Annotated in this window: 9 protein-coding genes; 5 read left to right on the forward strand and 4 right to left on the reverse strand. The window is 69.2% G+C overall.

The features are described from left to right. The first annotated feature begins 146 nt into the window (after window positions 1–146). Together SALPAC6_RS0111040 and SALPAC6_RS0111045 are read left to right on the forward strand one after the other, a co-directional pair. Entirely contained in the window at window positions 147–839 is a 693-nt protein-coding gene (locus tag SALPAC6_RS0111040; RefSeq protein WP_018253473.1) for a VOC family protein, read from the forward strand. A gap of 784 nt (window positions 840–1,623) precedes the next feature. Next, window positions 1,624–2,370, forward strand: coding sequence for a hypothetical protein (locus SALPAC6_RS0111045; RefSeq protein ID WP_018253474.1), 747 nt, complete (start codon window positions 1,624–1,626; stop codon window positions 2,368–2,370). A gap of 205 nt (window positions 2,371–2,575) precedes the next feature. Here the strand turns inward: SALPAC6_RS0111045 and SALPAC6_RS0111050 are convergent, their stop codons facing one another. Next, entirely contained in the window at window positions 2,576–2,953 is a 378-nt protein-coding gene (locus SALPAC6_RS0111050) for a VOC family protein (RefSeq protein WP_018253475.1), read from the reverse strand. 322 nt (window positions 2,954–3,275) lie between these two features. On the opposite strand from SALPAC6_RS0111050, the gene SALPAC6_RS0111055 reads away from it, so the two are divergent. The 3 genes from SALPAC6_RS0111055 to SALPAC6_RS0111065 all read left to right on the forward strand — a co-directional run bounded on the left by SALPAC6_RS0111055 (window position 3,276) and on the right by SALPAC6_RS0111065 (window position 6,371). Next, window positions 3,276–3,740 carry a GbsR/MarR family transcriptional regulator gene (locus tag SALPAC6_RS0111055; RefSeq protein WP_026189551.1) on the forward strand — a complete coding sequence of 155 codons (465 nt, stop codon included), beginning with the start codon at window positions 3,276–3,278 and terminating at the stop codon, window positions 3,738–3,740. Then, window positions 3,733–5,841: a hypothetical protein gene (locus SALPAC6_RS0111060; RefSeq protein WP_026189552.1), complete on the forward strand. Its 2,109-nt coding sequence runs from the start codon at window positions 3,733–3,735 to the stop codon at window positions 5,839–5,841. Before SALPAC6_RS0111055 ends, SALPAC6_RS0111060 begins: the two co-directional genes overlap by 8 nt. Before the next feature lie 95 nt (window positions 5,842–5,936). Beyond that, window positions 5,937–6,371 carry a GNAT family N-acetyltransferase gene (locus tag SALPAC6_RS0111065; protein WP_018253478.1) on the forward strand — a complete coding sequence of 145 codons (435 nt, stop codon included), beginning with the start codon at window positions 5,937–5,939 and terminating at the stop codon, window positions 6,369–6,371. Window positions 6,372–6,449: 78 nt separating this feature from the next. Here the strand turns inward: SALPAC6_RS0111065 and SALPAC6_RS0111070 are convergent, their stop codons facing one another. From SALPAC6_RS0111070 to pglZ, 3 genes are read right to left on the reverse strand one after another with little or no spacing between them, the layout of a single operon-like run. Then, entirely contained in the window at window positions 6,450–8,552 is a 2,103-nt protein-coding gene (locus tag SALPAC6_RS0111070) for a DEAD/DEAH box helicase (RefSeq protein ID WP_018253479.1), read from the reverse strand. A gap of 1 nt (window position 8,553) precedes the next feature. Next, complete coding sequence (brxD, locus tag SALPAC6_RS0111075; RefSeq protein ID WP_018253480.1) at window positions 8,554–9,858, reverse strand: BREX system ATP-binding protein BrxD; 1,305 nt, start codon at window positions 9,856–9,858, stop codon at window positions 8,554–8,556. Further along, complete coding sequence (gene pglZ / locus SALPAC6_RS0111080) at window positions 9,858–12,563, reverse strand: BREX-2 system phosphatase PglZ (RefSeq protein ID WP_018253481.1); 2,706 nt, start codon at window positions 12,561–12,563, stop codon at window positions 9,858–9,860. The genes brxD and pglZ overlap by 1 nt, the downstream gene beginning before the upstream one ends. Window positions 12,564–12,588 lie beyond the last annotated feature (25 nt).

The raw sequence follows: 12,588 nt of genomic DNA on the forward strand, positions 1-12,588 counted from the left end.
CGGCGGCGGGTGCACTACTCCGTGAGTTGATTGTGGAGACACTGGGCGAGTGTGGTGCAGGCGGGTTCACGAGCACGCCAGAGCGCTGGTGTACACATGCCACCATCTTGGTTAGGATAGCCTAACCAAACTTCAGAGGAGGCCCCATGCGTTGCAGCCATATCCTGCACCGGGTAGACGACATACACGCCGCAGTGCGGGCATTTCAGCAGGCTGGCTTCACGGTCGTACACGGTCGGCAACCCAAGCGCAGTTTGAACGCGTTGATCTGGTTTGAGACTGGTCCGTTTATCGAGCTGATTCAGGTGCCGCGGCTGCATCCACCACGACGGTGGGCGGTCCAGTTGTACGGCGGCCGTGGCATGCGGCGGCGGGTGGAACGGTGGGCCGAACGGGACCGTTCGTGGATCGATGTGGCCCTCGAGACCGACGACGAGTCGATCGGCGCCGAACGGGACCGGCTCGTCGCCGCGGGCGTGCCGATGAGCCGCACGCTAAACATGCGCAGGGTAACCCCGAACGGCGTCACCCTGCGCTGGCAGCTCGCCGTGCCGCAGGACCCGAGCCTGCCGTTCGCAATGTCCGCCTACCGGCCGTCAGCCCGGCCGAAGCGGGTCGTGCATTCCAATGGAGCCACCGCGGTCGCGCGGGTCCACATCACGGTTCAAGGGGCAACACGTGCGGCCTGGCAGTCACTCCTCGGGGGTGAGGACCCGTGGATCCGGTTGGAGGACGGTGACGGCGACGGTATCCGGCTGGTCGAACTGTCGGGTCTGACCACACCCCTTGATGTGGAATCCATCGGCGAGCTGCCGCTACGGCCCGTCAGCTCGTCATGACCTCATGGTGGACGCGTCTGCTCACCGTCAGCCTCTCCTAGCGTTCGGTGTGGTAGCTCTACCTAAAAATGTCACCGTGCAGGTCGGCGGTGCAGTGGATGCCGTCGGTGAGTGTTGCCGTAGGTAGGAGTGGAATGGGCGAGGACGCTGAGTCGACTGCTCGCGTTCGGGCTGATCAAAGCCTTGATGGGACGGCGTGGGCGTACTTGCGTGCGGTTCTGACGTTCATGTTGAGTCGGCGGGTGGTCGCGCTGATCGGTAGTCCTTCGGCTCGCAGGGCAGGTACGGCCCGTGGCGTTGGCGGGTGATCGCCGCCCGACGTCCTGTTCGCCATGCTCCGCGACAATATCCCCTACCAACCAGGCGCGATCAGCTCTACCCGATGGGGTCGGTGCCGTGGACCCGGTCTCCGACCGGCTAGCATCACCGGCTAGCACCCTCGCCTGGAGGCGATGTCATGTCCCCATCGGTCGATCCCTGGTCTGGCCCACCGGAGCACGGTGCGCGGCCCAGCTACCCTCCGCCGGCCTCCCCGCCGCGGGCAGCCCGGCACGCGCGTCCGGAGCCCCCCGAACCGCGACCCGACGGCTGGCGGCCCCCGCCCCCGCCCGACTCCCCACCGCCCCCGCTCGGCTCCCCACCAGCCCCGCCTTCCTGGTCGGCCCCGGTCTCCACCCCACCCCCTTCCGCCACACCAGCCTCTCCCTCGCGGTCGGCCACAAGGGACGAGCAGCCGACCCAGGTGCAGAGCGCCATCCCACCGATCCCCCCAGTCGAGCCCGCCATGGCCCACCACGTTCGGCAACCAGAGGAGACAGGTGGCCCTGCTGTCGCGTCCGGTTCGGAGACGCCGGCGTCGCGGCGGCCGGCACGGTTCACCCTGCTGCTCTCGCTCAGCTTGGCCGGTCTGCTCCTGCTCTCGCTGGGCGGCCTCGCCTACCTCACCCGCTCCGGCGGAGACAGCCCGGCGCCGCCCCCGGCCGCCGCCCCGCCCTCGACCGGAACGCCGCAAGCCGCCGACAGTGCTGAACCGACCCCCTCAGCCGAGCCCAGCCCCGAACCCAGCCCTGAACCGCAGATCCGCCTCGTCGCACCAAAGTCACTCGACGGTCGGTCCAGGAGCACCGACTCGGAGCTGAAGGCGCTCGCCGACGAGCTGGTGGAGGAGCTGGAAGCCAAGGTCAGCAGCGGGAACAGCACGGTCGGGGCCTTCTACGGCAGCTTCGAGGATGAGGACATCATCATGGTCGCTGCCGCCTCGGGCTTCGTCCTCAACCCGACCCAGGAGCTGGACGCCACCGTCAAGGCGCTGGCGTCGGACCTGAACGTTCGCAAGGTGTCCACGATCTCCGCCGGCCCGCTCGGCGGCGTCGCGAAGTGTGGCGACGGTAGCTCCTCGAACATCCCGCTCGGGGTCTGCGCCTGGGCCGACGAGGGCAGCGTGGGGATGATCGTGATGTTCTCCGCGTCGGCCAGCACGGCGAGGTCCAGTTTCGTCGAGATCCGGGCGGAGGTCGAGCAGCGGTCCTGAACCTGGATCCCGCCTCCCCACCAGGTGGGTGGGACCGACCGCGACGGCACTGGCCGCTGCCGTAGCACGAAGGTCCGGCTCGGCGCGCAGGGACGCGCCGGGCCGGACCGTCACTTACCGCCTACACCGAGGAGTCCACGGGGACACCCCAGCAACGCTCGCCCGCAGGCCTCCAAGGGGCACGAGACATGCGGCACGTTGCTGTTCAGTCGCGCTGAAGGCGTTCGGCGGCACTGCGCAGGACGCAGAACTCGTTGCCCTCTGGGTCAGCAAGCACGATCCAGCCTGAGCCGTCCGGGCGGGTGTGGTCGGCGACGTGCGTCGCTCCGATCTCGATCAGGCGGGCAACCTCCTGGGCCCGGGTCCGATCGGTTGGCTCCAGGTCGAGGTGCAGGCGGTTCTTGACCGTCTTGTCCTCGGGAACGGCCAGAAACAGCAGTACCGGATCGCCCTCGGGCCGCAGGATGACCTCCGAGTCACCGGGGCGGGCCTCCCGAAGGCACCCGAAGACCTGGGCCCAGAAGCCCGCCAGAGCGTACGGGTCGCGGCAGTCGACGCAGATGTTGTTGCAACGTGCGGTCACGATCTCTCCTCAGATCAATGGGAGGCGCCCCGCACTGCAGGTCAGCGATGTGGGCGGCGGGGCGCGGAACAGGTACTGGTGAACATCGACGCACCCCCTTCCGCCCTTGGGCTGACCCCAAGATCCTCACATAGTCATCGGTGGGAAGCAACCCACCCACGGCAGATCGCCATCCCAGTGCCCTCCACTCCCCCACTCCCCATGGCACGGGAAGACCTCAGGTAGGGCCGCCTACTCGGGTCGGGGGGTCCCGTCGTGTGTTGACCCACCGGCTGTCGACACCTATTTTGTTCGTATGGTTCCGAACCAAACAAGCCCGACGGTGAAGCTCGATCCGCCCCAGCAGGAGTGGGTCGAGGCGATCGGGTTGTTCCTCGAACGCTCGGGTTTCCCGCCCAGCTCGGCGCGGATCTACGGGCTGCTGCTGATGTCGGCTGAGCCCGAGCTGTCCTTCGAGGACCTGGTGGCCACGCTTGGCTTCGGTAAGGCCGCCGTCAGCACGGGCCTACGCCGTTTGCAGGAGACGAATCGCATCAGTGAGCGCACCCGGCCGGGTGAACGGCGACGCTACTTCCGGGCACGGCTGGGGCCCGACATCGGCGTCGACCGCTTTCGTGCATTCAACTCTGCGCTGTGTGACCTGCTGGAGAAGGGGATCGCCCTGCGGGGCAGCAGAGCCGATACCGAGATCACCGCCGACCTCGAAGCATCGGTAAGGTTCCTTCGCTTTCTCGACGTGGAGCTGGGCGGGTTGCAGGCACGGTGGGAGGCGAACGGTGATGGCTGACCGGCCAGGAATGCTCGATTCGGTCAGGCTGGCGGCCAGGAACGCGCCGATCTTTCGGCTCTACCGGCGCCGGGACCGCCTCCGTGCGACCCTGTGCAGGGTCAACGTGGCCCTCGGCCAGGCGGATCCGCAAGACCCACTCACCCGTCGCCGTCTTCGCGAGCTCGACACCGCCGCGGTCCTGCTCGGCCAGGCCAGGTGGCACGCCGAACGCGCTCGGGCGACCGGCGACACCGCCGCGCTGAAACGCGCACGGCAGGCGTTCACCGAGGGACAACGCCTCGCGGACCGCATCGAGGCACTGGTCGCCGGTGGCAGCGGTGAGTACGCGACAGACCGCTTCCCCGTCCTGGAGCGGGCGGGCACCGAGATCGATCGCTGCCAGGGGGTTCCCCTGGTTCCCGCCATCACGCCGGTGGTCGTCCTGCGGGGCAGCGACGAGGAGATGGGCGCGCAGTACGCCCGACAGATCGCGGCTATTTTCGGTCGCTGGATTCTCCGGTACGGCGTGCGTCGGCTCACCGCCGACGAGCGTGTTGAGGTCGGCCGGTGGGAGGCCGTCCACGGCGAACACCTGCCCTGGTTGGGCCGATTCGTCGACGGGTGGGTGGCCGGCGCGCGTGAGTCAGGAGTCAGGCTCGACCGAGCATCGATCATGGACTTGTGGGTGGGGCACCGGCCACCGGCCACAAGTTGGCTCGACGCTTCCTCCGGGCTACCCGAACTACCCCCGATCGCCTGCACGTCCCTCGCGGCCTGGGGGGATTCCACGCCGGACGGTGCCTTGGTCGCCGCAGCCACTGGTGATCACGAACTCTCGTACCAGGTAACTGTGGCAGCCTTCCCCGACGACGGCCATCCATTCGTGCACACCATCTTCAGCGCGGCCGGCACACTACCGACCGTCGGTCCCAACTGGTTCTTCGGCCACCCCGGCATGAATCGATCCGGGCTGGCCTACGTCCACCACGGCGGCGGGCCGAAGTTCCTCGAACCGCGAAGCTCCTGGGGATACGGCCTGCGACGCACGCCATCGGTCTGGCACCTCCTCCGCTACGCCACGTCCGCCCACGACGCCCGCGAGATGGAACAGAGTTGGCCGATCGGTGACGTCGGACGTGGTGACCAGGCGACGGTGGGCGGCTTCTACGCCGACGCCGACTACGCGTACATCATCGAAGGGCGAGACGATCCCGCCGCGGTCCGTGAAGCGGGCCTGCTCGGTGAACGCGATTTCCTGTATGCCAACAACAGTGCGATGCACCCCGACGCGGTCCGCAGCGAATGGATGCGGCGGGCCCCCGACGGGAGCTGGCTCTGGGACCGGGAGGGCGGCTACCGGCCAGCCACACCGCGTGGGATGACCAAGTCGCCGACCATGCTGCTCAAATGGCTCAGTGGACGCATGAGCACCGACGAGCTACTCGTCGCCGGCATGCAGTTCGCCTACTGGAACAGCTACCACCGCAACGTGTTCCTCCGCCGCATGGCCGACGCCCACCACGGCCACCTCGACGTTGAGGCCATGCGGGCCATATACCGAACCGTGGGTACCGCGCCCGCCGGATCCTGGGCGGCGGCCGTCCGCCGCTACCGGCGCACCGGCGAGTGGGGTCGCATCTCCGCGGCGCATGCGTCCAACGCGTTTGTCGCCATCATGAAGCCGTCGACCGGGTACTACTCGCTGTGTACCGGACCCGCCCGCAGAGGCGCCGCACCGATGTCACCCGACTCGGCGATGATCGTTCGCGGAGAGACCAACGCCTTCTGGGACCTCGAACTCCCCGACACGCCAACCGCCCTCGTCGAGCGCGCCGAAGCGCTGGCGGACCAGCTACTCGGCCACGCGCGCGACGCCGCGGCGGGAGCCACGCTAGCCGGAGAGACGGCGTCTGACGTTGAGGAATGGCTCGCTGCCGCCCAGACGGACACCTCATCGCCCCGGGACGGCGACGGCATCGAGGCCCTTGGCCGTCGAGTACGCGCGGCGACCAGAGCCCAGGTCCGGGCCCGGCAGATCCTGCAACTGGGTGACCCGCCACCCGAGTTCACCCTTCCCGAGAGGCGGGAGCCACCCCGGCCGTCAGTTGATACTCCATAGCCCTGTGGGGGTGGCGCGGCCGGTGGATCGGACGGACTCCAGGACGAAGGAATTGGCTGCTGGAGCGGCAGAAAGCGGCGACTAGCATCGGGCCGATGATCACCCTGACCCGAGACGATGGCTACCTGCTCAGCACCGCGACCGAGCGGCTCGACCTTGACCTGGTCTACCACTGGCTCTCCACCGACGCGTACTGGGCCCAAGGGCGGGACCGGGCGACCGTGGAGCGCGCCTTCGCGGGCTCGATCGGCTTCGGCGTCTACCGGCCGGAGGACGGGCGCCAGGTAGCCGTGGCCCGGGCGGTGACCGACCGGGCCACCTTCGCCTGGCTCTGCGATGTCTACATCGATCCCGCCGTGCGCGGACGTGGGCTGGCCACCTGGCTCACCGGTGCGGTCCGCGACCATCTCGCGGAGTTCGGCGTACACCGCATCCTGCTGGCCACCAGAGACGCGCACGGCGTGTACGCCAAGCTCGGCTTCGATCCGCTCGCACAGCCGGACCGGTGGATGCAGCTCGACAACCGGTGACCGTGGCTGATGGCCGGTAGCAGCGGGTGCCACGCGCACACCCACTTGCCGGAGTCCTGGGACGGCTGCTGGGCGGGCTCAGGCTAGGAATGTGAAGCGGGTGAATTGGTGCAGGATGGCGGTAGCACCTTCGACATTGGCTGAGCGAGCCGCGAGCGTGGCTTCAGCGAGCCGTTTGGGAAGTGCAGCGGAGAATTTGAGCCCTTCCAGAGCTTTCTCGTCAATCTCCGGGAGGCAGAGTCGCTCACCCGCCGTCACTGCTGCCGCAGCCCACTCCGGTGGCGTCAAATCTTCTCGTAGGCGGATGCTGCGGTCGTCGAACCGTTCGGCTGGATCGACCACTTGGCTGAGCGTCGAAGTCAGGGTTGCGTTGGTACGAAATCCTGCCCACGTCCACCAGCGTAGGTCGCCGCCCTTGTTACGCACGATGACGTTCCCGCCGGGATGCACGAGGTGGAGCTTCTCTTCACGCACCCGGGCAAGCCGGTGCGACGCTCGTTTGGTCAGCTTCACCGGAGGAACTCCACCGAGTAGCACCTCGCGGACGGTACGGGCCAGCATGAAGCTCAAACCGGCCCATCCGGTTCCGAGCCAACGCGCTCGTCCGCCAGCGTCAGCCGGCGCCACAAAGCACCGTCGCCGGCGCCAGTCGATGTAGGTGACACGCCAGCTGCGGCCGCCCAACAGCAGTCGGCGGTCGCCTCGGACCTCCTCGGTGAGCAGGCTCGGATCGATTCGGCCGAGTTCCTCGCGCCCGACCAACACCGTGAACTCCGGAGGCCCGGTGAAGACCGCGGTCAGCTCCATGAAGTGCCGACGACCGAAGCGCTGTTCGGCCATGGGCCCGATGAACAGCATGTTCTCGTCGCAGTCGAGGTAGCCCTGCTCGACCAGGTGGCGGACGATCGGTCGGGCGCTCTCGCCAAACGGGCCGAGTCCGTTCCACGCCTGGGTCCAGAGCTGGTCGCCAACTCGTCGCTCCTGGAGACAGAGAGCAAGGATCTGTTGGGCGACGATGTGCCGCGGTTCGGGTGGCGGGGTCACTGGCTCCACCCAGCCGCGGGACCAGAGCAGCAGCAGCGCCGCCGCCTCGGCCAGCGCTTCCCCGTCGAGGGTCAGGAGGAGGCAGTTGTGGCTGGTTCCGGGGCGACGGCCGGTTCGGCCGAGGCGTTGCAGGAAGGAGGCGACCGAGGCAGGCGCGTCGATCTGAATGACCCGATCCAGGTCGCCGACGTCAATGCCGAGCTCAAGTGTGCTGGTCGAGACGATGACGCAGTCCCGCGCCTCGCTGAACGCCTGCTCGGCGCGGCGACGTTCTTCGGTCGACAGCGACGCGTGGGAGAGGAAGGTGGTGATCCCCTTCTCCCGCAGCAGTTGACCGAGCTCTTCGACAGTCTGCCGAGATTCGCAGAAGACCAGGCGTTTCTCCCCGTGATGCAGCCCTGCGATCACCTGCGCCGCGTTGGATAGGGAACCCACGTAGTCCAGTTCGATGTCACCCGGCGGTGGATGCTCGGCCACCGTCACCGGATCCGGGGCCACCACCTGCGCGGGACGACTGTCTGCCCCGGAGCCTTGGAGCCAGGTCAGGAGCTGAATGGGATTGCCGACGGTAGCGGACAACCCGATCCGCTGCAACGGCCGCTCGGCTATCCGGCTCAGTCGTTCCAACAGGGCCAGCAGATGCCACCCGCGGTCGTCCCCGGCGAAGGCGTGCACCTCATCGATGACGACCGCGCGCAGGCCGGCGAAAAAGAGCCGGTGATCGACCCGGGTGCTGACCAGCATGGACTCCAGCGACTCGGGGGTGGTCAGCAGAATGTCGGGCTGTTCGTAGAGCACGGCACGCCGACGTGCGGCGCTGACGTCGCCGTGCCAGACGGCAGCTCGACGGCCGAGCCAACCGGCGTACTGCTCAATCCGGGGTTGCAGGTTGTTGAGCAACGCCTTCAGCGGGGCGAGATGGAGCACTGACGTACCGGTCCAGCGCTGCTCCGCCATCCGGGTGAGCAGTGGAAACAGCGCTGCCTCGGTCTTGCCGCCGGCGGTCGGAGCGAGGAGCAGGGCATCCGAGCCTCCGCGCACCGGGGGGATGGCTGCGCGCTGCATCGGGCGGAGGTCGCGCCAGCCGAGGGTGTTGACCACATGGTGCAGGACGACCGGGTCGAGGTCCGACAGCATGTCAGATCGGCAGTTCGATGTCGTCCGCCGAGGCGGCGGCATTGCGCTCGACCTCGGTCAGGTCGTCGGCGCGGAGGGTCAGCTCGTAGTGGCGGCGCGGATCCCAGTCCGGGAACTGGTCGACGCGGTCGAACACCTCCGCGACCAGTTTCTTCAGGTAGATGCGGGGGGCTACGCCGACGCGTCCGCCGAGCGCACCGGTGACGGCTCGGGCCAGGATGCCGAGGTAGTCATCGTTGACTCGAGCCTCAACCGCTGGACTGGCGTAGATCGTGCGCACCCGGGTACCGAGCTCGACAAGCGCGTCGGCCGTGAAGCCGGGCAGCCGTAGTTGCGTGGCGCGTGGGTTGTCCCAGCGTTGTTCTGGCCCGAAGTCGGTGGCGAGCCGCTGGGCGAGCGGCGCGAGGCGCTGCACTCCCTGCGGTCCGTCGAAGAAGGCCGGGGTGCCGGTAATGACGACCATCAAACCGGGAAAGCGCTCGGCGTGTATCTCGTCGATTAATTGGCGTAGCGAGTTGAGCGCCTTGTCCCGGGCGTCGGAGCGTACCCGTTGCAGCGTCTCGACTTCGTCGAGCACGAGCAGGAGCCCTTGGTGCCCGCTGTCGCGCAGGACAGTCAGCAGTCCACGCAGGAAGCTCAGCGCCGCGTAGTGGTCAAGGTCGCCCTTCACGCCGGCGGCCCGACGTGCTGCGGCGGCGACATGTGGCTGAGCGCTGAGCCAAGCCACCAGGCCATCAGCGAGGTGGTGGTCGCCGGTGGCGGTGGCAGCACGGTAGCCGCGCAGCGCCGCCGCGAAGCCGGGCGTGCTGCGGGAGATCTCGCCAAGTCGGCGCTCCAGCAGGTCGCCGACCGCGCGGTCGAGCGCCGCTGCGTCATCCTCGGCGATTACCCCGCCGGCGAGGGCGTCCTCCTCCAGCGCGAAGATCCAACCATCGAGTACGGGCCGGAACGCGCTGGGCGAGAACTGTTCGGTGCTGAGGTGCTCGACCAGCCGTCGGTAGACGGTCTCCATCCGGTGCAGCGGCGTTTCCAGCTCGGAGATTTGCACCTCAGCGGCGGCGAAACCGCGGCGCTTGGCCCGCTCGGCCAGCCACCTGGTGAAAAAGGTCTTACCGGAGCCGTACTCGCCACGGACGGCCTTGAACACGCTGCCGCCACCGGCAACCCGGTCGAGGTCGTCGTCGAGGGCGGCGGTGAACCGGTCCAGCCCGACCGCGAGCGCGTCGAGCCCGCTGCTCGGCACGACGCCGCGGCGCAACGCGTCAACGATGTCTCGACGGCGGCGGGCGGAGATCTCGATGGGCATTACGGCTCCAGCTCGAACTGCTCGACCAGCAGCGCCCGGTTGAGGTGAACGGTACGGCCATCGGGGTCGATGGTGATGACGGGGTAGCCCTCGACCTGCAGGAGGCGGCGCAGCGCGGTGATGGTGCCGGTGATCCGGTGCGCCGGTACTCCGGCCCGAGCGGCGAGGGTGTCGAGGGCGGCCCGGTCACCACCGGCGAGCAGGATGCCGAGCAGCGCGGCGACCCGCTCGTCTGCCAGCGGCGTTCGGGGATTGCGCCGCTCGGCGTAGCGGGGGCTGGCGAGCAGCGCCGGCACCAGGTCAGGGAGAGTGGGGTCTGGTGCTGGAGCCGCGGCTGCTGGGGCGGGCGCTGGATCCAGGTCGAACAGGCTCTCGGCCTGTGGTTCGACGGGGCGCCGGTGTCGGTTGCTGGCGGGCGAAGCCGAGTCGGACGGCGCTGCCATCACCTCGGCCAGCGGTTCCCGCCACCAGTCGGGGCTGGCGACCGGGCCACCGGCCCAGCCGGGTACGGCTTGGTCGTCGTTCGTGGTCAGCACAAGCAGCGGAATGACGGCCTCCGCCGGTGCGGCACCGCCGTGGTAGCCCGCTTTGCGCGGTCCGTACCGCGCCTCCTCCCGCCATGGCAGGACCACCGATCCGCCGCCGAGCGCCACCCGGCCGCCGCTCACCGCGACCTCGTCGGCGCCGGCCGGCCCGCTGCCTGTCCGCCACCGGTTCTCGCTGCTGGCGCTGGGCAGCACGACCGATTCGGGCCCTCGGTCAACGACGTGCCCGTGATCGGAGACCAAGACAACCGTTCGGTCGGCAGCCGACGCCAGCAGGTCACCGACGGCGGTGATGGTGTCCTTGCCCCAGACCGTGGTGCCCGGGTCGCTGCGGTCGAGGGCATCGTCGATCGTGTTGATCACGGCGGCGACCACCGGGATCGCCGGATCGCCGAGCGCGGCCAGCACCTCCGGGTCCAGGGCAGCGCCAGCAGCGGCCCGCACCGCTTTCTTGTGCAGCAACCGCCCGGTGGGCCACCGCTTTGCGAACGCCGCCAGCTCCGCCCGCTGACCACCGGTGGTGATTCGCCCGCTGAGCAGACTGCACCGGCTGGCCTCAGTAACCGTGGGCAGCGCAGCCAGCACACCGGTCCGTGGCCCACCTACGGGGGTGAGTTCCACCCAGGCCCCGCTACGGGTGACCGACTCGGCCAGCTCCGTGGCTGCCGCCACACCCATGCCGTCGAGGACGAGCAGCAACACCTGACGACCATGGTCGAGGATCGGCTGGACCACCCGGTCGAGCACGTCTTCGACGAGCAGCAGCGCGCCCGGTTCCGCGTTGGCGGCCGTCTCGCGGGCGAGCAGGGTGGCGAACTGCTGGTCGTGACGGGACCGGCGAGCGTCCACGGCCTCGTGCAACAGCCGGTATGCCTCGGCGACCTGCAGATCGGGGTCACCGGCGAAGACGTCGAGCCGGGCACGGTCGACCCAGCCGTCCTGACGGACCTGCCGATGCACCGCGTCCAGCAGGGTGGCGGGCGCAGGGCCATCCACGGCGTGCAGCCAGCGCAGCAGCCGCACGGCCATGCGCGCGGTCTCCGTCCGCCGGGTGTCGGCAGCACGATGCGCTTCGACTGCGGCGAGCGCCGACTGGGCGCGGGTGACCGCAGCCGGCAACGCCGACCCGCTGGCCGGCACTGCGAGCCGTACGGCATCGGCGAACGCCCGCAGTCGGTACACGAAGCCGGTGGGCAGGACGGTGGACGAGCCCAGCAGATCGGTGGTGCCAATCTCGGCGGCGATAGCCTCGGCCCGCCGCAGCATCCGCATCGCCTCAGCCTGCCCGTGGAGTCCGGAGTCGACGGTTCGATAGATCCACGCCTCGACTGCTTGGTGCAGCGCCTGGGCCTGTGTTGGGGAGAGCCGCAGGCCGCCGAAGCGTGGCTCCAACCGGGTCCGGCCGACGGCAGCGGCCACCTCGACGGCAGTCTCGCTGCCGTTGGCCCACAGCAGCCCGGCGAGCAACCCCAGTGGGATCGCGTCCACCCCGTGCCCGGCCCGGGCGGCTGCCATGATCGGGGTGGCAGCCGGGCCGGCGGTGCTGGTCAGGTAGTCGGTGATCCCCTCGGCGACGGCGTCGGGCGCCGTGGTGAAGCGCAGCTGCCGGTGGGCGTGCGTGCTCCACTGCACGAGGCCGCTGTCATCGAGTTCGGCGGGTGGCAGGTCGAGTAACTCAGCGGCAAGGCTGCGCAGCGCGTGGTCCCGGGTGAGGAGCACCCCGGGTGGAGGTGGCCATCCGGTTGGCGGAGCGAAGTCGGTGAGCGCGTTCGCGACCCAGCGACCGAGCCGAACCAGGGTCGGGTCGAGGGCGCTCACCCCGCCGAACAGTTGCCGGACCAGATCCCACGGGTCGATCTTGCGGACGGTCTGCCGGCTGAGATGGGCGAGCAGACCGTCGCCCAATTCGCTGTCGGTCAGCTCGGTCAGCAGCACCAGTCGCTCGCCGTCAGCCCGGTCGTGCACGGCGGCACGGGCGGCGATCGGGGTGGGGCAGGGCACCACCCGCACCTGGGTTCCGGCGACGGTGAACAGCGGTTCGACGGGCCATTCCGGGCGAGCCGTCAGCGCGATAGCTTCAGCCGGGTCATCCTCGGCGAGCCACGCCTCAACCTTCCGACGAACGGCGTCCGGCTGCGCGGCGCTGACCGGCGCGCTCACGACAGCGACCGATGCTCTGTGGCTG

Source organism: Salinispora mooreana (genome assembly GCF_000379065.1).
GTDB classification, from domain to species: Bacteria; Actinomycetota; Actinomycetes; order Mycobacteriales; family Micromonosporaceae; genus Micromonospora; species Micromonospora mooreana.

What these genes read in the sequence shown, in the direction of transcription:
- SALPAC6_RS0111040 (WP_018253473.1), top strand. Translation starts at nt 147, where the DNA reads ATGCGTTGCAGCCATATCCTGCACCGGGTAGACGACATACACGCCGCA.
- SALPAC6_RS0111045 (WP_018253474.1), top strand. Translation starts at nt 1,624, where the DNA reads ATGGCCCACCACGTTCGGCAACCAGAGGAGACAGGTGGCCCTGCTGTC.
- SALPAC6_RS0111060 (WP_026189552.1), top strand. Translation starts at nt 3,733, where the DNA reads ATGGCTGACCGGCCAGGAATGCTCGATTCGGTCAGGCTGGCGGCCAGG.
- SALPAC6_RS0111065 (WP_018253478.1), top strand. Translation starts at nt 5,937, where the DNA reads ATGATCACCCTGACCCGAGACGATGGCTACCTGCTCAGCACCGCGACC.
- SALPAC6_RS0111070 (WP_018253479.1), bottom strand. Translation starts at nt 8,552, where the DNA reads ATGCTGTCGGACCTCGACCCGGTCGTCCTGCACCATGTGGTCAACACC.
- brxD (WP_018253480.1), bottom strand. Translation starts at nt 9,858, where the DNA reads ATGCCCATCGAGATCTCCGCCCGCCGCCGTCGAGACATCGTTGACGCG.